Origin of the sequence: Mycobacterium sp. OTB74, from assembly GCF_029892685.1 — a bacterium.
In the GTDB taxonomy this organism is placed as follows: Bacteria; Actinomycetota; Actinomycetes; order Mycobacteriales; family Mycobacteriaceae; genus Mycobacterium.
On the sequence record NZ_JARXVD010000007.1, the window covers coordinates 39570 to 57233 of the forward strand.

19 protein-coding genes are annotated in these 17664 nt (G+C 65.5%); 8 read left to right on the forward strand and 11 right to left on the reverse strand.

All coding sequences use genetic code 11. From position 1 onward, the window contains the following. Positions 1–21: 21 nt before the first annotated feature. Both eccD and mycP read left to right on the forward strand, forming a co-directional pair. On the forward strand, positions 22–1299 hold the full coding sequence (eccD, locus tag M2432_RS11665; RefSeq protein ID WP_280826979.1) for a type VII secretion integral membrane protein EccD: 1278 nt from the start codon (positions 22–24) through the stop codon (positions 1297–1299). Positions 1300–1337: 38 nt separating this feature from the next. Then, on the forward strand, positions 1338–2639 hold the full coding sequence (mycP, locus tag M2432_RS11670; protein ID WP_280826980.1) for a type VII secretion-associated serine protease mycosin: 1302 nt from the start codon (positions 1338–1340) through the stop codon (positions 2637–2639). Here the strand turns inward: mycP and eccB are convergent. The 3 genes from eccB to M2432_RS11685 form a co-directional block, all read right to left on the reverse strand. Then, positions 2628–4007, reverse strand: a complete 1380-nt coding sequence (gene eccB, locus M2432_RS11675; RefSeq protein ID WP_280826981.1) for a type VII secretion protein EccB — start codon at positions 4005–4007, stop codon at positions 2628–2630. The two genes, mycP and eccB, sit on opposite strands and share 12 nt — an antisense overlap. 65 nt (positions 4008–4072) lie before the next feature. Then, positions 4073–5590, reverse strand: coding sequence for a glycerol kinase GlpK (gene glpK / locus M2432_RS11680; protein ID WP_280826982.1), 1518 nt, complete (start codon positions 5588–5590; stop codon positions 4073–4075). 119 nt (positions 5591–5709) lie between these two features. Then, entirely contained in the window at positions 5710–6258 is a 549-nt protein-coding gene (locus M2432_RS11685; protein WP_280826983.1) for a CGNR zinc finger domain-containing protein, read from the reverse strand. 114 nt (positions 6259–6372) lie between these two features. On the opposite strand from M2432_RS11685, the gene M2432_RS11690 reads away from it, so the two are divergent. From M2432_RS11690 to M2432_RS11705, 4 genes are all read left to right on the forward strand, one after another. Further along, positions 6373–7359: an EamA family transporter gene (locus tag M2432_RS11690; protein WP_280826984.1), complete on the forward strand. Its 987-nt coding sequence runs from the start codon at positions 6373–6375 to the stop codon at positions 7357–7359. A 29-nt stretch (positions 7360–7388) separates the two neighbouring features. Continuing rightward, positions 7389–8045, forward strand: a complete 657-nt coding sequence (locus M2432_RS11695) for a cutinase family protein (protein ID WP_280827134.1) — start codon at positions 7389–7391, stop codon at positions 8043–8045. A gap of 104 nt (positions 8046–8149) precedes the next feature. Then, positions 8150–8755, forward strand: coding sequence for a cutinase family protein (locus tag M2432_RS11700; protein WP_280827136.1), 606 nt, complete (start codon positions 8150–8152; stop codon positions 8753–8755). 112 nt (positions 8756–8867) lie between these two features. Beyond that, on the forward strand, positions 8868–9470 hold the full coding sequence (locus tag M2432_RS11705) for a cutinase family protein (RefSeq protein ID WP_280827137.1): 603 nt from the start codon (positions 8868–8870) through the stop codon (positions 9468–9470). Positions 9471–9545: 75 nt separating this feature from the next. Here M2432_RS11705 and truA read toward each other — a convergent pair whose 3' ends face one another. The 8 genes from truA to infA all read right to left on the reverse strand — a co-directional run bounded on the left by truA (position 9546) and on the right by infA (position 14138). Next, positions 9546–10406 carry a tRNA pseudouridine(38-40) synthase TruA gene (gene truA, locus M2432_RS11710; RefSeq protein WP_280827138.1) on the reverse strand — a complete coding sequence of 287 codons (861 nt, stop codon included), beginning with the start codon at positions 10404–10406 and terminating at the stop codon, positions 9546–9548. A gap of 16 nt (positions 10407–10422) precedes the next feature. Beyond that, positions 10423–10986 (reverse strand): 50S ribosomal protein L17, encoded by a 564-nt coding sequence (rplQ, locus tag M2432_RS11715; protein WP_280826985.1) that lies wholly within the window; start codon positions 10984–10986, stop codon positions 10423–10425. A gap of 58 nt (positions 10987–11044) precedes the next feature. Beyond that, positions 11045–12097: a DNA-directed RNA polymerase subunit alpha gene (locus tag M2432_RS11720; RefSeq protein ID WP_280826986.1), complete on the reverse strand. Its 1053-nt coding sequence runs from the start codon at positions 12095–12097 to the stop codon at positions 11045–11047. A 78-nt stretch (positions 12098–12175) separates the two neighbouring features. Beyond that, entirely contained in the window at positions 12176–12781 is a 606-nt protein-coding gene (rpsD, locus tag M2432_RS11725; protein ID WP_280826987.1) for a 30S ribosomal protein S4, read from the reverse strand. Positions 12782–12795: 14 nt separating this feature from the next. Continuing rightward, positions 12796–13218, reverse strand: a complete 423-nt coding sequence (gene rpsK / locus M2432_RS11730; protein ID WP_280826988.1) for a 30S ribosomal protein S11 — start codon at positions 13216–13218, stop codon at positions 12796–12798. Positions 13219–13222: 4 nt separating this feature from the next. Beyond that, positions 13223–13597: a 30S ribosomal protein S13 gene (rpsM, locus tag M2432_RS11735; protein WP_280826989.1), complete on the reverse strand. Its 375-nt coding sequence runs from the start codon at positions 13595–13597 to the stop codon at positions 13223–13225. Positions 13598–13756: 159 nt separating this feature from the next. After that, positions 13757–13870, reverse strand: coding sequence for a 50S ribosomal protein L36 (gene rpmJ, locus M2432_RS11740; RefSeq protein WP_003879483.1), 114 nt, complete (start codon positions 13868–13870; stop codon positions 13757–13759). A gap of 46 nt (positions 13871–13916) precedes the next feature. Further along, a complete protein-coding gene (gene infA / locus M2432_RS11745; protein ID WP_003886926.1) occupies positions 13917–14138 on the reverse strand; it encodes a translation initiation factor IF-1 in 222 nt (73 codons plus the stop codon). Positions 14139–14402: 264 nt separating this feature from the next. On the opposite strand from infA, the gene M2432_RS11750 reads away from it, so the two are divergent. Together M2432_RS11750 and M2432_RS11755 are read left to right on the forward strand one after the other, a co-directional pair. After that, positions 14403–16103 (forward strand): FAD-dependent oxidoreductase, encoded by a 1701-nt coding sequence (locus tag M2432_RS11750; RefSeq protein WP_280826990.1) that lies wholly within the window; start codon positions 14403–14405, stop codon positions 16101–16103. 9 nt (positions 16104–16112) lie between these two features. Beyond that, positions 16113–17582, forward strand: coding sequence for an ATP-binding protein (locus M2432_RS11755; RefSeq protein ID WP_280826991.1), 1470 nt, complete (start codon positions 16113–16115; stop codon positions 17580–17582). Positions 17583–17664 lie beyond the last annotated feature (82 nt).

Here is a 17664-nt window from a genome sequence, read left to right on the forward strand (position 1 = left end):
GTCGATTCGGGGGGTGGTGCGATGCCCGATGCAGTTTGCCGACTGTCCGTACAGGCCGCTGGTACTCATACCGAGCGGGCCGTCGACCTGGTATTACCCGCGGACACCGCGCTGGAGTTGCTGCTGCCCATGGTCGTCACGCTGGCCCACGATGAGGTGGACGCCACCGGCCATGACTGGCGACTCGATGACGCCGCCGGTACGCCGATCGACCGGTCACAGTCATTGGTGCAGAACGGTATCCATGATGGTGCCCTGCTGTTCCTGCGGCGTGCGCCCGCACCGATCTTCGGGGGGCTCCGATCGCGGCCCGTCACCGATGCTGCCGACGCCGACGCGGCTGCCGCACCGAACCGACTGCTGACCCACGTGTTGTGCGCATGGGCGGTAGCCCTGGCCTGCGCCGTTCTAGCCTGGTCTGGCGCCCGCGCTGACAAGCCGACGACGGCCGCAATCGCCTGCGGCACCGCACTTGTTGCCTTGGGCCTGGCGCTGCGGCAGGGGCACCACCGCACCATCGCCTTCGGCGGCACTGCGCTGGCCCTGGGCGGGGTTACCGGATTCCTGGCTGTGCCTGCTGGACCAGCGGCAGCCAACGTCCTGCTCGGGTGTTCGGTGGTGCTTTCCGTCGCCGTGGTGTTGTTGCGAACGGGTGAGCTCCTGTTACCGGTTGCCGCAGTGGCCTTTTCGGTTCCATTGGCGCTGTCGGCCGCGTTGGCAACATGTCTGACGCTGTCGCTGTCCGCCATAGGAGCCGCGGTCGCGGCCCTGGCGTTGGCCGGATTGACCCTGGCACCGCGAATCGCGATCACCATTGCCGGGCTGGCACCGGAGTCCGCAGATCCGCTCGATAGCGACACAGCACATACGGACCTCGCCCAGTCGGTACTGACCGGAACCGTGTTCGGATCAGCTGCCGCCGCCGCAGTCGGCGCGTGCACTGTCGCCGTCGGAAGCCCGCATGCGCGATTGGCCAGCCTGGCGTTCATTTGGGCGCTGGCCGCCGCACTATTACTCCGGGTACCTTCATACCACGACCCGGGCCGCCGATGGGCGGTTTTACTCTCTGGAATATGCTGCACCACTACAGCTTTCGCAGTCTCCGCCGCGGGTGCTCCGCAGAGCGCTCCGTGGCTTGGTCTGACGCTTATCCTCGCGACACTGGCCGCACTGCGGACGGGGCCGCCCGGTGCCGTCAGAGCGCGGTGGCTGGTCCGCGCCGAATATGTTGCGCTGGTTGCGGTTATACCTACAGCGTTATGGGTTTGCGGAGTCTATTCACTGGCGCAGGGCCAGTGAACCGGCCTTCTTTGCGGCCAGCTCACCGGGCGAGGCAAATGGCGGCCATCGCCTTGACCGTAGCGGCCACGGGTTCGATTCCGGCCGCAGGCGCAGTGGCACCGGCACCGGTCGATCACGCTCAGCTCCCCGGACCCGCGGCCCCGTCACCACCCGGCAGGACCGAGCAGAGCGACCGCTGCGCGGCAACCGCGACGCGGACCGTCCAAACCCGCAAAACTCATCTGGAAGCGCTGAAACTTGAGCAGGTTTGGCCACTGTCGCGCGGCAGCGGCCAATCGGTAGCCGTCATCGACACCGGTGTCGCACGGCATCGCCTGCTACCGCACCTGAGACCCGGCGGCGATTTCGTCTCTTCGGGAGACGGGACGCAGGACTGCGACGGGCACGGCACCGCGATCGCCGGGCTGATCGGGGCCAGCCCCGCCGAGGGCACACCGGACGCATTCAGCGGCGTGGCACCTGAGGCCACGATCATCGCTATCCGTCAGTCCAGCAACAAGTTCCGGCTGATCGATGATCCCGCCGTATCCGGTGTCGGTGACGTGGCGACCCTGGCCCGGGCTGTGCGCTTGGCCGCCGACGCCGGCGCCACCGTCATCAACATCTCCTCGGTGGCCTGTATGCAGGCACCCGATCCATTGGACGACCGGGCACTGGGGGCGGCCCTGGCCTACGCCGTCGACGTCCGCAACGTCGTCGTAGTGTCAGCGGCCGGGAACGCCAGTGGCGATTGTTCGCAGCAGAATCCACTTGGCGACCCAAAACGTCCTGGCATACCCGATTGGGACACCGTACGCACGGTGGTCAGCCCGGCCTGGTACGACGACTACGTGCTCACGGTCGGTTCGGTCGGTCCCGACGGCGCGCCCTCACCGTTCAGTTTGGCCGGGCCATGGGTGGACGTCGCGGCTCCGGCAGAGGCCGTGGTGTCGCTGGGCATCCAGGGTGACGGTCTGGTCGGCGAGCACCCCGACGGTCGCCCACTATCCGGCACTAGTTACGCCGCACCAGTAGTCAGTGGTGTTGCGGCACTGGTTCGTTCACGTTTACCCCAGTTGTCAGCCCGCCAGGTGATGGCCCGCATCAAAAACACTGCCCACCATCCGGCAGGCGACTGGAACCCCCAGGTCGGCCACGGCGTCGTCGATCCGCTGGCCGCGGTCAGCGCTGACAGTCCGGTTGCGGCCGCGGCCTCGACATCGGCAGCGTCGGTGGTCCCGGCAGCGGCACCGCCAGAAGATCACCGGCGTGCCCGCAGGATCGCATTCATGGGTACCGCCGTCTGCGTTACCGTGGCAGCCATCGCAGTCACCGGCGGACGTCGGCTACGGCGCTAAGCCATCGCGCAACACCGATGCTGCCTCCACGCTCAGCTCCGGTCCACGCGGTAGTCGCGCCAGCATAGGCCATGGGACGGGAATCGGATCACCCTGCACACCAAGATATTTCCCCGCCTCTGCATCGTGCACCCCATACCGCACGCCGGCATCGCTGATCAGGTACAACGGCCCTATCGCAGCTACGCCGGTAAGTCCGGTGGCCCGCACGTAAGCATGTCGCCCAGGCGGAATCTCGACGGTATCGACGTTCGGCCCTACGCCGTCGGCCTGCACCATGTCCGCTGCATTCCGGTTACTACCCCGCAGATTGCCCGACCGCACAACGGTTTTCGCGTCAACGCCCGCCGCTTCCGGGCTCCAGTGCGCACACACCGACCCGCCGAATTCGTCACCCAGCGGTGGCCGAGCCCTATCCGGAAAGCTCGACACCGCAAGCTCAGTGACCGCCGATAGGCCCGCAATGACCGAAGGCGCTACGACCGGCAGGTCACCACCTCCCACACCGTAGGAAAACCGGATCAGGTCGGCGGCCACGTCGCCCACCCGCTGCACCCCGGTGCCGAGCACCACGTAATGGTCCACGGTGTCGGCGCGGGTCACCCGCAATACCTGGCCGATGCGGTAACCGCCCTGGCCGCGCGCACCCGACCCTGCCAGCGGCGGAGGCGCTATCGCCGGTAATTCGGGCAGCATGTCGAGCACTGCCTGCGAAATCTCGCGTGGCACAACACCGTCGATACGCAACGCTCGCACTGTCGCCATATTGCGCAGGTCTACCTCGGCACGTCTACCGTCGTACAGCAGATAGGTGACAGCACGGTTTTCGCCGGCTGCGGTGGCCAGGATCGCCCGCGACGAGTCGAGGCCTTCAACATCCCCTGAATCTGGGCCGGCGGTCAACGTGGTGCGGTCCGCGTCGCAGATCATCCACGAGGTCGCTGCCATCGAGGTACCGATTTCCGAAGGCGCACCGGGTATTCCGACCAAAGGACCACGTGATGCGGCGGCTATTGCAGCGGCTCGGACCACAGTCGGGTCAGCCGCGGTCCGTGCGATCAGCCGGGCCGAGGCTAGATTCAGCACCGGGTGCAGCGTCGGGCCCATCCGTACATAGAGTGCGCCGGTTTCGCGTGCCATCACGATGGGGGCGTCGCCCAGCGAGCCCGACGGCGAAGCGACTGCCACCAGCACGCAGACCGCGGTCAGCAACAACCCGGCCGCACCGCCCAGCAGATACGAAATCGTTTGTGCACGAACGGGTTCGTCGACCATGGCGGAATCACCGCGCACCAGGACGTGGATCAGCCGACGCATCTGGAAACGGCGGCCACTGGCCTGCAGCTGTGCTTCGATCCCCCGCGCCATGAACATCCCCCGACAAGCAGCCTAACCAAGGCCGCGCCGGCGCCCCGACACCAATTCACTACGCCTCAGTCGACGTCGACCCAGTCCAGGGTCCGACTCACGGCCTTCTGCCACCCGGTGTACCCCGCCGTCCGCTGGGCGTCGTCCCACGACGGCGTCCAGCGTTTGCCCTCCTGCCAGTTGGCGCGCAGCTCGTCCGGATCAGACCAGAAGCCGACGCCCAGCCCGGCCGCGTATGCCGCACCGAGCGCAGTAGTCTCGGCAACAACGGGTTTGACCACCTCGACCCCCAGCACGTCGGCCTGAATCTGCATGCACAGTTCGTTCACGGTGATACCGCCGTCGACTTTGAGGACCTCCAGGTGCACACCGGAGTCGGCTTCCATCGCGTCGACGACATCACGGCTCTGGTAGCAGATGGCCTCCAACGTCGCCCGCGCCACGTGGGCGTTGGTGTTGAAGCGAGACAAGCCGACGATGGCGCCGCGGGCATCCGAACGCCAGTACGGCGCAAACAATCCCGAGAATGCCGGCACGAAGTACACGCCACCGTTGTCGGCGACCTGCCGGGCCAGCGTCTCACTGTCGGCGGCGCCAGAGATGATGCCCAGCTGATCCCGCAGCCACTGCACCGCCGAACCGGTGACGGCGATCGAACCCTCCAGCGCGTAAACGGGTTTTGCGTCCCCGAACCGGTAGCACACCGTGGTCAGCAGGCCATGTTCGGAGCGCACGATCTTCTCGCCGGTGTTCAGCAGCAGGAAATTGCCTGTGCCATAGGTATTTTTGGCCTCCCCAGCGGACAGGCACACCTGCCCCACCATGGCGGCCTGTTGATCGCCCAGAATTCCCGTGACCGGCACCGCACAACTCAGCGGGCCGTCGACACCGGTCACGCCGTAGGGCTCGGATACCGACGACGACGCTATGGTCGGCAGCATCTGCCGCGGAATCCCGAAGAACGACAACAACTCGTCGTCCCAATCCAGGGTCTCGAGGTTCATCAGCATGGTGCGACTGGCGTTGGTGACGTCCGTGACGTGTACGCCGCCGCGGGTGCCACCGGTGAGGTTCCACAGCACCCAGGTGTCGCAGGTTCCGAAAATGGCCTCACCGCGCTCGGCGGCTTCCCGGACACCGGGCACGTTCTCCAGAATCCACTGAATCTTGCCGCCGGAGAAGTACGTCGCCGGCGGCAGCCCGGCCTTGCGCCGGATGACGTCGCCGTGTCCGTCGCGTTCCAGGGCGGCGGCGATCCGGTCTGTGCGGGTGTCCTGCCAGACGATGGCGTTGTAGTACGGGCGACCGGTGTCGCGGTTCCACACCACGGTCGTCTCACGCTGGTTGGTTATCCCCAGCGCAACCAGATCGGACGCCGACAGTCCGGTGTTGATCAGAGCGCTCTGCAACACCACGCCGGTGCGCTCCCAGATTTCCACCGGGTTGTGCTCGACCCAGCCCGCCTGCGGCAGGACCTGCTCGTGCTCCAGTTGATGACGCCCGACCTCGCTACCTGAGTGGTCGAAGATCATCGCCCGGGTGCTGGTGGTGCCCTGGTCGATAGCCGCTACGAATTCAGCCATGTGCCTTACCCTTTCACGCGCACCGTGCGTCTTGCCCGCACCCGTCGATAGCATGTCACCGTCGGCGCTCTCACACGTAGGGTATGAGTGAGCGCAACGATCCGGGCCAGACGCGCAGATCAGTGGCGGCGACGCTCGCGGTAAGCGGCGACGTGCTGCCGGTTGCCGCAGTTTCCGGTGTCGCAGAAAATGCGAGATCGGTTGCGCGACAGGTCGATCAGCGCCGCATCACAGTCCGGTGCCGCGCAGATTTTGAGCCGACGCAGCTCGCCCGCCCGAATGAGGTCAGCCAGTGCCATCGCCATCTCGGCGCCCATCCGCTGCCACAGCGGATCTTCGCGGGAAGCCAGATGAAGGTGCCATTCGGGCATCTCCGGGTGACGGGTGAGCCAGGGCGAGGCCTTCGTGTCACTCAGCAGGGCGTTGACCGCTTCGACCACTTGCTCCTCGTCGCCGGCAAGGGCCCACAGCTCGCCTAGCCGTTTGCGCAGCCGGTGCACCGAGCGCAACTCCGCTGCATCCCCGTCGCGCCGTCCGGTCCACCCGAAACTGTCCAGATACGCGTCGAGGGCACCTAGGTCCGCAAGTCGCTCGCCGTCCGCGCGATCGCTATTGACCAGCACGCACGCTGCTCGCAGTGTGAGTTCCGTGTCATTACTGAAAATCATTTGACTCGTTACACCCGAACTTCATAGGGTCATTACCGATATCTCTTTTACTCATTACACCATCGGGGGTGAACTGTGCGTGCGACGAGTGGATCCGACCATTTCCGGGTCGGCATGCTTTTTGCCGTCGCATCGGCGTTCACCTTCGGGATGTCCGGGTCGCTGGCTAAATCGCTGATCGAAGCGGGTTGGAGCCCCACGGCCGCGGTCGTCGCCCGGTTGGCTGGTGGCGCCTTGGCGCTGGCCGCAGTCGCAACCGTCATCCGCCCTGGCTGGTTCCAGGAAGCGCGCCAGCACGCCGGCACTGTGGTCCTCTACGGCCTCATCCCGATAGCGGGCTCCCAACTGTGCTTCTTCAACGCCGTCGCTCATCTTTCGGTCGGCGTAGCGTTGCTGCTCGAATACACCTCACCCGTTCTGGTCGTCGGCTGGTTCTGGGCGACCACCCGACTCCGTCCCGGCACCCTCACCCTCGGCGGGGTCGCGCTTGCCGTCGCGGGCATCACCCTGGTGCTGGGGCTCATCGGACCGCACGGACCATCAAACGCCAGCGTCAATCTGATCGGCATCGGCTGGGGCTTGGGCGCTGCGGTCTGTGCGGTCTGCTACTTCGTGATGTCCGACAAAGCCAGCGCCGACGGCACGGGCCTGCATTCGATCACCCTGGCGACCGGCGGCCTGATCATCGGCGCCGTCGCGGTCGGCCTGTTCGCCGCTACCGGGGCCATGCCGATGACCTTTACCGGGCAGAACGCCGTTTTCGCGCACGCGACGGTGCCGTGGATCGTTCCGGTGATCGCGCTGGCGATCATCCCGACCGCATTGGCATACACCCTGGGCGTCATGGCCATTGCGCGGCTGCAGCCCCGATTCGCGTCGTTGGTCGGCCTGGCCGAGGTTATGTTCGCGGTACTGACCGCCTGGGCGCTGCTCGGAGAGGCCATCACCCCGACCCAGGCCCTCGGCGGGGCCGTGGTACTGGCCGGTCTGGCCCTGGCCCGGCTCGGCGACCGCAGCGAGCGCCCTACCGAGCCCTCGACGCAGCAAGAACCCACGCCACCACAGGCGAGCGCCGACGCACAAACGATTGGCCGCGGCTGAGTGCGGTATGTGAAGATTGCGCGGTGAGCCTGCTCAGCACGTCGGTCCGTGTGGCCGCAATCGCCGCCGCCGTGATCTCCGGAACGACCCTGTTGGCCGCCGCCCCGGCCTCTGCTGACGATGCCTGCCCGGGTGTCGAGGTGGTGTTCGCCCGCGGTACCAGCGAGGACCCGGGAATCGGACGGGTTGGCGATGCCCTGGTCAACGCGCTGCAGCCGCTTGTCGGGGGCCGCACCGTCGGCAGCTATGGCGTCGACTACCCGGCGACGTATGACTTTCTGATGGCCCAGGACGGCGCCACCGATGCCGCGAGCCACATCGCCGCCATGGCGCAGCAGTGCCCACACACCCGCTTTGTGCTGGGCGGCTACTCGCAAGGCGCCGCGGTGGTCGACATGCTGGCCGGTGTTCCGCCGTTGGGTGACAAGGTCGGCGAGGTCGGCTCGGCGCCTCCGCTGCCCGCCAACCTCGCCAACAAGGTCGCGGCCGTCGCGGTGTTCGGCAATCCCTCGAGCAAGTTCAGCCACCCGCTCACTTCCTCGGGCCAGTTCGCGAGCCGCTCGATCGACGCGTGCGCCGACGGTGACCCGATCTGCTCCCGCGGCCGAAACCCCTTCGCCCACACCCACTACGAGACGTCCGATTGGGTACCTCAGGCGGCGGCATTCGCTGCCCGGTTCCTCTGACGTCGGGCGAGATGGGCTGCTGCCGCCGCTGACCGGCGCTAGGATTCGGTGTGATCTTTGAACTTCTGCGCCGGACCCTGAGCGGCGCCGCAACCACCGTCGTCATGGCCGGAGCGGCCATCACAACCCCCGCCCTGGGCACTTTGGCTGTGGCCAACGCAGCCTGCCCCGATATCGAGGTGACGTTCGCCCGCGGCACCGGCGAAGCGCCCGGCCTGGGCTTGGTCGGCGGCACCTTCGTCGATCAGCTTCGAGGGAAGGTCGGCGGTCGCTCCGTGGGCGCCTACGGCGTCAACTACCCGGCGACCTACGACTTCCTCGCTGCCGCCGACGGCGCGAACGACGCCAGCGCGCACATCCAGTGGATGGCCGACAACTGTCCGGATACCCGGCAGGTGCTCGGCGGCTATTCGCAGGGCGCGGCGGTCATGGATGTGATCGGCGCCGTACCGGTGCCGGGCGTCGGATTCAGCAACCCGCTACCGCCGGACGCGGCCGGACATGTGGCCGCAATCGCTGTGTTCGGTAATCCGTCGGCAAAGCTCGGCCTGCCGCTGACGGCCAGCCCTGTGTGGGGTGGCAAGGTGATTGACCTGTGCAACGGTGGCGACCCGATCTGCCAGACTGACGGCAGGGACGTGCCGGCGCACAGCGCTTATGCGGGCGCACAGACCAACAACGCGGCCAACTTCGTCGCCGGATTGTTGTAGCACTGACGCCAATTCGTCTTCGGAGCCGTTAATTTGTTGGGCTAGCCTCGAATTCGTGGTCCGTCGTCTGTTCGCCGCGATCATCGTCGCTCTGGCCGCCGCCGTCGTACCGATGACGGCGGCGCCCAGTGTGATCGGTGCCGCCCACGCCGCCGGGTGCCCACCTGCCGAAGTTGTGTTCGCCCGCGGCCGGATGGAGCCACCCGGGCCAGGTCAGGTCGGCGCCGCGTTCGTCAACTCGCTACGCAGCCTCCGTGGCCCGAACATCGGCTTGTATCCGGTGAACTACCCCGCGGATACCCAGGTCGACATGGGGGCCAACGACATGAGTCGTCATGTGCAATGGATGACCCGCAACTGCCCCAATACCAAGCTGGTCCTCGGCGGATATTCGCTGGGCGCTGCAGCAACCGATCTGGTTCTGGCAGTGCCCATTTCAGCATTCACCTTCAACAGTCCGCTGCCCAAAGGAACTGACCAGCACATTGCGGCCGTCGCGCTGTTCGGTAACGGTTCCAACTGGGCAATGCCCATCACCGCATTGAATCCCGTCTATCAGGACCGCACCATCGACCTGTGCCACACCGACGATCCGATCTGCAATCCGAGCAGCCCCTACAAGTGGCGCTCAGAATGGCAGGACCATCTGGCGCCGGGCTACATCCAGTCGGGCATGGTCGCCCAGGCGGCCAAGTTCGTCTCGGCACGCCTGTAATTTGTCGCCCAGATCGACGAAAAAGCCGGCTTCACTCGCACTTTCCGGCCCATATATCCGTATCGGCGGGAGGGATCAAAGGGTGCGGAGGTCTCGGGTGACCGCGATGCGGGCCTGCAGTTGGTCATCAGGCGGGTAGTCCACCGCCACCAGAGTCAGGCCCCGCGCCGGTGCGGCAGCGAAGTCGCTGGACCGCTGATCGGCCGCCAAAAGCCCAGCGATCCACGAGGGTTCGCGCCGCCCCTCACCCACCGCCAAGAGCGCCCCGACCAAAGAGCGCACCATGTTCCAGCAGAACGCATCTGCGGTGACATGAGCCGTCACCAGATCGCCTGTGCGGTCCCACTCCAGCCGCTGCAAGTCCCGAATGGTGGTCGCACCCTCACGGAACCGGCAGAACGCGGCAAAGTCCTGCAACCCCAACAGCTCTCGTGATGCTGCGGTCATCGCAGACAAGTCCAGCGGCCGCGGCCATGGCATGACGAAGCGGGACTGTTGCGGGTCCACCCCGTAGGGCGCCAACGACAGCCGGTACTCGTAGTGCCTGCGCAGCGCCGAGAATCGGGCATCGAAACCGGCCGGCGCCCTGATGATCTCGCGCACCCGCACGTCCGCGGGCAAGAACCGTGCCAGCCGACGTACCAACGGCAAGAATTCGGGGTCGTCAGGACGCGGCGTCCGCGGAAAGGCGTAACCCAGTGCGTCACAAGGCACATCGACGTGCGCCACCTGACCGGTGGCGTGCACACCGGTGTCGGTGCGCCCGGCTGTCACCAATCGCACCGGCTCACGGAACACTGTCGACAGCGTCTCCTCGATGACCCCGGCCACCGTGCGTTGTCCGGCTTGCGGTGCCCAGCCGGCGAAGTCGGTGCCGTCGTAGGAGATGTCCAGCCGCAAACGAACATGCCCGCCACCGGATTCGGTGGCGGGCATGTCGTTCACAGCCTGATTATGACTTGGCGTCATCCTCGGTCGCCTCAGCCTCGGCGGCAGGAGCCTCAGCTTCAGTGGCCTCAGCTTCAGGAGCCTCGACCTCAGCAGCCGCTTCCTCCGCCGGAGCTTCCTCCGCCGGAGCTTCCTCGACAACCTCAGCCTCGGCAGCCTTGGCCTGAGCCGCGGCGGCACGACGAGCGCGGTCGGCCTCGGAAACGACGGTCTTCTCCCGGACCAGCTCGATGACCGCCATCGGAGCGTTGTCGCCCTTGCGGTTCTCGACCTTGATGATCCGGGTGTAGCCACCGTCGCGGTCCGCGAAGAACGGCGCGATCTCGGCGAACAGGGTGTGGACCACGTCCTTGTCGCGGATCTTCTTCATCACCTCGCGCCGGTTGTGCAGCGCACCCTTCTTGGCGTGGGTGATGAGCTTCTCCGCGTACGGCCGCAACGCCCGGGCCTTGGGCTCGGTCGTCGTGATCCGGCCGTGCTCGAACAGCGAGGTGGCCAGGTTGGCCAAGATCGCCTTCTGGTGCGAGGACGAACCGCCGAGGCGGGCACCCTTTGTGGGCTTGGGCATTGCACTATCTCCTAATTGGGGCCGGCCCCCGTGTCAGGTAGGGCCGGGACGGAATTCTTTACAGCTGTTCGGTTTCGGCGTAGTCCTGGTCAGCGTCGAGGTCGTAGTTGGCGTCGCTGTTCCAGGTGCCGGTGGCCACGTCGTAGCCGGCAACCTGAGACGGATCAAACGTGGCCGGGCTGTCCTTCAGCGACAGACCCAGCTGGTGCAGCTTGATCTTGACCTCGTCGATGGACTTCTGGCCGAAGTTGCGGATGTCCAGCAGGTCGGACTCGGTACGCGAGACCAACTCGCCGACGGTGTGCACACCCTCGCGCTTGAGGCAGTTGTACGACCGCACGGTCAGTTCCAGATCGTCGATCGGCAGTGCGAACGAAGCGATGTGGTCGGCCTCGGCCGGCGACGGGCCGATCTCGATGCCCTCGGCCTCGACATTGAGCTCCCGGGCCAGACCGAACAGCTCGACCAGCGTCTTACCGGCAGAAGCCAGCGCGTCACGCGGGGCGATCGAGTTCTTGGTCTCGACATCCAGGATCAGCTTGTCGAAGTCGGTGCGCTGCTCGACGCGGGTGGCCTCCACCTTGTAGGTGACCTTGAGGACCGGCGAGTAGATCGAGTCGACCGGGATACGGCCGATTTCAGCACCCGAGGCCTTGTTCTGCACAGCCGGGACGTAACCGCGGCCGCGCTCGACGACGAGCTCGACCTCCAGCTTGCCCTTGTCGTTGAGGGTGGCGATGTGCATGTCCGGGTTGTGCACCGTCACACCGGCCGGGGGCACGATGTCACCGGCGGTGACGGCACCGGGGCCCTGCTTGCGCAGGTACATGGTGACCGGCTCGTCCTCTTCCGAGGAAACGACCAGGCCCTTGAGGTTCAGGATGATGTCGGTGACGTCTTCCTTGACCCCGGGGACGGTGGTGAACTCGTGCAGCACACCATCGATGCGGATGCTGGTCACCGCTGCGCCCGGGATGGACGACAGCAGCGTGCGCCGCAGCGAGTTGCCCAGTGTGTAACCGAAGCCCGGCTCCAGCGGTTCGATGGTGAACCGGGACCGGTTGTCGGCCAGCACGTCCTCGGACAGTGTGGGTCGCTGAGAGATCAGCATGATTTCTATCTCCTTCTCGGCACCCGCTATTTGATGCCGGTTTGGTGGTGCTGGGCCCTGATGGCCCAGCAACCGGTGTTACTTCGAGTAGAACTCGACGATGAGCTGCTCGGTGAGCGGCACGACGATCTGAGCGCGCTCGGGCAGCTGGTGCACGAGGATGCGCTGACGCTCGCCGACAACCTGCAGCCAGGACGGCACCGGACGATCGCCTGCGACCTCGCGGGCGAGCTGGAACGGCAGCGTGTTCAGCGACTTCGGCCGGATGTCGATGATGTCGTACTGGGACACCCGGTAGCTCGGGACGTCCACCTTGACACCGTTGACAGTGAAGTGACCGTGGCTGACCAGCTGACGGGCCATGCGGCGGGTACGGGCCAGGCCGGCGCGGTACACGACGTTGTCCAGGCGGCTTTCCAGGATCTGCAGCAAGTTCTCACCGGTCTTGCCAGCCTTGCGGTTGGCTTCCTCGTAGTACTTGCGGAACTGCTTCTCCATGACGCCGTAGGTGAAGCGAGCCTTCTGCTTCTCCTGCAGCTGGGTGCGGTATTCGCTCTCCTTGATCCGCGCGCGACCGTGCTGGCCGGGCGGGTAGGGGCGCTTCTCGAACGACTGATCGTCACCGACGAGATCGACGCCGAGGCGGCGCGACTTGCGGGTGGCGGGTCCGGTATAACGAGCCATTAGTCAGATCCTCCCTAGACCCGGCGCCGCTTGGGCGGACGGCAGCCGTTGTGCGGCTGCGGAGTGACATCGGAAATGGCGCCAACCTCGAGGCCGGCAGCCTGCAGCGAACGGATCGCGGTCTCGCGGCCCGAGCCCGGGCCCTTCACGAAGACGTCGACCTTCTTGACACCGTGCTCCTGCGCTTTGCGGGCAGCGTTCTCGGCAGCGAGCTGCGCGGCGAACGGGGTGCTCTTGCGTGAACCCTTGAAGCCGACGTGACCCGACGAGGCCCAGGCGATGACGTTGCCCTGCGGATCGGTGATCGAGACGATGGTGTTGTTGAACGTGCTCTTGATGTGAGCGGCGCCGTGCGGGACGTTCTTCTTTTCCCGGCGACGAGTGGGCTTGCCGCGCTTCGAGGCGGCGGCTTGCCCTGACTTCTTGGTGGGTGCCATTTACTTACCTGGCCTTCTTCTTGCCGGCGATGGTGCGCTTCGGGCCCTTGCGGGTACGCGCGTTGGTCTTGGTGCGCTGGCCACGCACGGGCAGGCCACGACGGTGGCGCAGGCCCTGGTAGCAACCGATCTCGATCTTGCGACGGATGTCAGCCTGAACCTCGCGGCGCAGGTCACCCTCGACCTTGATGTTGCCTTCGATGTAGTCGCGCAGCTGGGTCACCTGGTCGTCGGTGAGGTCCTTGGTACGCAGGTCCCGGTCGATGCCGGTAGCAGACAGGATCTCCTGGCTGCGGGTACGGCCGATGCCGTAGATGTAGGTCAGCGCGATCTCCATGCGCTTGTCGCGCGGGAGATCAACGCCCATGAGACGTGCCATCAGGCAGTGTTCCTTTTCGTTGCGGAGGTCTGTTCCCAGTCCGTTCCCCGTCTATCGGGGTCCGGCCTCCGTGCCGGACGTGGTTGAACGACGTATTCGCTCATTGGTACTGGGAGGTCTGCATTCAGTTGTGGGTGTTGCCTACTGCTTGAGCTGGGGCTAGCCCTGCCGCTGCTTGTGCCGCGGATCAGAGCAGATCACCATGACCCGCCCGTGCCGGCGGATCACCCTGCACTTGTCGCAGATCGGCTTGACGCTCGGGTTCACCTTCACGGCTTCGCGATCCTTTTCTCGGTTCTGAATTGGTGTTGCTGGGCGCTTACTTGTAGCGGTAAACGATGCGACCACGGGACAGGTCGTATGGAGACAGCTCCACCACGACACGGTCCTCGGGCAGGATGCGGATGTAGTGCTGCCGCATCTTGCCGCTGATGTGGGCGAGAACCTTGTGACCGTTCTCCAGCTCAATGCGGAACATCGCATTGGGCAGAGGCTCGATCACGCGACCCTCGACCTCGATGGCGCCGTCTTTCTTTGCCATACTCTTCGGTAATCCTCTGGTTCTTCGGTTTCGTATCTCGTACGCCCGTGCATGACACAGCGTCTGCCCCGACTACAAACGAACCGAGAGTCATGAGAAATTCCGGAGAACTTCAAAACAGGGCACGCGAGAAGCCGGCACGGATGCCGCACCGTTGTTCCACGATACCCGCTCTGCGGCCAGGCTCCAAAACCGCGGGGGTGACCGGGCGAACAACGGGTTCGCCACACAGTATGCGCAAGTCAGGGCGCATAATTGCAGGCGATGACTGGACCAGCCCCGCAGGCCCGCAATCCTGTGATTCTCACCGTCGACGACGATCCGGCGGTTTCCCGAGCAGTCGCCCGTGACCTGCGCAAACACTACGGCAATCGATACCGGATCGTGCGCGCCGAATCCGGGCAGGACGGCTTGCTCGCGGTCAACGAGCTGCAGCTCCGCGGCGACACCGTTGCGGTGTTCATCGCGGACTACCAGATGCCCGAGATGAGTGGCATCGACTTCCTCGAGGAAGCGATGGCCGTGTTCCCGCTGGCTCGCCGCGTGTTGTTGACCGCATACGCCGACACCCACGCCGCGATCAACGCCATCAACCTGGTCGACCTGGACCACTATCTGCTCAAGCCGTGGGACCCGCCCGAGGAGAAGCTGTACCCCATCCTCGACGGTCTACTGACCCAGTGGCACGCCGTCGGCGACCGCGGCATTCCGCACACCAAGGTAATCGGCCACCGCTGGAATGCCCGATCCTGGGAAGTCCGGCAGTTCCTGGCCCGCAATCAGCACTACTACCGGGCGTTCTCCTCTGACGACGTCAAAGGCGGGCAACTGCTGGCGGCAGCCGGGCTGGACGGGCTGCAGCTGCCGGTCGTGATCACCGAGCAGGGTGAGGTGCTGGTCGAACCGACCGATGCACAGCTGGCCGAGATGCTCGGGCTGTCCACCAACCCGTCACTGGACATGTACGACTTGGCGGTCATCGGCGGTGGCCCGGCCGGACTGGCGGCCGCCGTGTACGGCGCCTCGGAGGGCCTGCACACAATCCTTATCGACCGCACGGCCACCGGTGGGCAGGCGGGCCGCAGCTCACGGATCGAGAACTATCTCGGGTTCGAGACCGGCATCTCGGGCGCGGAGCTGACCACCGCGGCGCGTCGGCAGGCCGAACGCTTCGAAGCCGAGGTCATCACCACGCGCGAGGTGGTCGGGCTCGAGATCAACGGACTGGCCGCCAAAACACTGACGTTCGATAACGGCCACACCGTGGCCGCCCGCGCGGTCATCCTGGCCACCGGCGTCGACTACCGGCACCTGCAGGTCAGCGGGTGCTGGGAGAACCCCGACGACGTCGGCAATCACTACGTCGGCAACGGGGTGTACTACGGCGCTTCGGTGTCCGATGCCTCCGAGTGCGCCGGCGAGAACGTCTACATCGTCGGCGGCGCGAACTCGGCCGGCCAAGCTGCCATGTTCATGTCGCAACAGGCCAAGTCGGTGACGCTGCTGGTACGGGGACCGTCGCTGGAAGCGTCGATGTCCTACTACCTGATTCAGCAGATCGAAAACAACCCGAAAATCGAGGTTCGCACCTGCACCGAGGTGGTCGACACCTGCGGCGAGGATGGGCACCTGACCGGATTGTGGTTGGTGGACCGCAGGACCGATGAACGCGAGTACGTCGAGTCGTCAAGGCTGTGCTGCTTCATCGGCGCCACGCCACGCACCACATGGCTGGAGAACGCCGGCATCGCCCGGGACGATCACGGTTTCATCCTGACCGGCCCGGATCTGAAGGACGTGTGCGGCTGGACGCTGGACCGGCCACCGCATCACCTGGAAACAAGTGTGCCCGGAGTTTTTGTTGCAGGAGACGTACGGGCCGACTCCGCCAAACGGGTGGCTGCAGCCGTGGGCGAGGGCGCGATGGCAGTGATGCTGGTGCACCGCTATCTGGCGGAGACGTAAGGAGCTGTAGTGGGCGAGAAGTGCGTACGCGAGGAATTGCGGACCCTGTTCCTGTTCGAGTCGTTGACCGACGAACAGCTGGACACCTTGTGCGCCAACGGCCATATCGCGACTTTCGAGCCCGGCCCGGTGTGCATCGAAGGTCAACCCGCGAGCTGCTTCTACGTGATGCTCGAAGGCGAGCTGGTGATGTCGCAGAAGTCCGGAGGTATCGACATCGAGACCAACCGGACGTCGATGCGCGGCGTGTACTGCGGCGCCTGGTCGGCGTACATCCCCGACCAACAACCGGTCTACGAGGCTTCGGTGCGGGTGACCAAACAGTCGCGATTCTTCGTGCTGGACGCCGACGCCTACCGGGACTTCATGCAGACCGAGTTCCCGATGGCTGTGCACCTGCTCGAAGGACACAAGGTCGGCGGCATGCGGCGTCGCCAGATCGTCGGCCAGCGCGAGAAACTGCTTGCCCTGGGCCAACTTTCGGCCGGTCTGACCCATCAGCTGAACAATCCGGCGGCCGCCACCGCCCGTGCCGTGGCAGACCTGCACGAGCGGATCGGCAAGATGCGGCACAAGCTGGCGATGCTGGCCGACGGCAAGCTCTCGGTGGAGTCCCTGCGGGTGCTGGTCAGCATCCAGGACGGCATCCCCGAACAGGTGGCCAAGTCCCGGGGCCAGGAGCTGACTGCCATGGAGACCTCCGACCGCGAGGACTCAATCGGTGAGTGGCTCGAAGACCATGACGTCGCCAGTGCGTGGGAATATGCACCGACATTCGTCGAAGCCGGCCTGGATATCGATTGGCTGGAACGTGTCTCCACCCTGGTCGGTGACAGCAACGAGCCCGAGATGCTGCCAGGCGCGGTGGGCTGGCTGAAATACACCATCGACACCGAACTGCTGATGTGCGAGATTTCCGAAGCCAGCAAACGGATTTCGTCGCTGCTGGCAGATGCCAAACGGTACTCCCAGATGGACCGGGCGCCGTATCAGAGCGCCAATCTGCATGAGCTTCTTCGCAGCACTTTCATGATGTTCGGTGACCGGATCGGCAAGGACGGCACCACGGGCGTCAAGGTGGTCAAGGAATACGACCCGGCCCTACCCGAATTGCAGTGCTACCCGGCCGATCTCAACCAGGTGTGGACCAACATCATCGACAACGCGCTGCAGGCGATGAAGGGCTCGGGCGTGTTGACGGTGCGCACCATGCGGGTCGACGATGACACCGTGCGCGTTGAGATCAACGACACCGGCCCGGGCATTCCCCCGGACGTCATCGAGCGGATCTTCACCCCGTTCTTCACCACCAAGCCGTTCGGCGAGGGCACCGGCCTGGGGCTGGACCTGGCCTGGCGGATCGTATGCGAAAAGCACCACGGCAACCTCTATGTCGAGTCGGTGCCGGGCAATACGACGTTCATCGTGACGCTGCCTGTGAATGCACCGGCGCCCGACGAGACTGCGGTTTCCAGCTGATTCCAGGTATGCCCGCGCGGGCGACTGCGCGAGTTCGGTTCACGGCGAACCGAACGGAATAGCGACGGCCACCGATGTGGTT

Excerpts from the sequence above, each read along its gene's own strand:
- M2432_RS11750 (WP_280826990.1), top strand. The coding sequence starts at position 14,403 with ATGACTGGACCAGCCCCGCAGGCCCGCAATCCTGTGATTCTCACCGTC.
- mycP (WP_280826980.1), top strand. The coding sequence starts at position 1,338 with ATGGCGGCCATCGCCTTGACCGTAGCGGCCACGGGTTCGATTCCGGCC.
- eccB (WP_280826981.1), bottom strand. The coding sequence starts at position 4,007 with ATGGCGCGGGGGATCGAAGCACAGCTGCAGGCCAGTGGCCGCCGTTTC.
- glpK (WP_280826982.1), bottom strand. The coding sequence starts at position 5,590 with ATGGCTGAATTCGTAGCGGCTATCGACCAGGGCACCACCAGCACCCGG.
- infA (WP_003886926.1), bottom strand. The coding sequence starts at position 14,138 with ATGGCAAAGAAAGACGGCGCCATCGAGGTCGAGGGTCGCGTGATCGAG.
- rplQ (WP_280826985.1), bottom strand. The coding sequence starts at position 10,986 with ATGCCCAAGCCCACAAAGGGTGCCCGCCTCGGCGGTTCGTCCTCGCAC.
- rpsD (WP_280826987.1), bottom strand. The coding sequence starts at position 12,781 with ATGGCTCGTTATACCGGACCCGCCACCCGCAAGTCGCGCCGCCTCGGC.
- M2432_RS11700 (WP_280827136.1), top strand. The coding sequence starts at position 8,150 with ATGGCCGGAGCGGCCATCACAACCCCCGCCCTGGGCACTTTGGCTGTG.
- rpsK (WP_280826988.1), bottom strand. The coding sequence starts at position 13,218 with ATGGCACCCACCAAGAAGTCAGGGCAAGCCGCCGCCTCGAAGCGCGGC.
- M2432_RS11690 (WP_280826984.1), top strand. The coding sequence starts at position 6,373 with ATGCTTTTTGCCGTCGCATCGGCGTTCACCTTCGGGATGTCCGGGTCG.
- M2432_RS11720 (WP_280826986.1), bottom strand. The coding sequence starts at position 12,097 with ATGCTGATCTCTCAGCGACCCACACTGTCCGAGGACGTGCTGGCCGAC.
- truA (WP_280827138.1), bottom strand. The coding sequence starts at position 10,406 with ATGCCCGCCACCGAATCCGGTGGCGGGCATGTTCGTTTGCGGCTGGAC.
- M2432_RS11685 (WP_280826983.1), bottom strand. The coding sequence starts at position 6,258 with ATGATTTTCAGTAATGACACGGAACTCACACTGCGAGCAGCGTGCGTG.
- rpsM (WP_280826989.1), bottom strand. The coding sequence starts at position 13,597 with ATGGCACGTCTCATGGGCGTTGATCTCCCGCGCGACAAGCGCATGGAG.
- M2432_RS11705 (WP_280827137.1), top strand. The coding sequence starts at position 8,868 with ATGACGGCGGCGCCCAGTGTGATCGGTGCCGCCCACGCCGCCGGGTGC.
- eccD (WP_280826979.1), top strand. The coding sequence starts at position 22 with ATGCCCGATGCAGTTTGCCGACTGTCCGTACAGGCCGCTGGTACTCAT.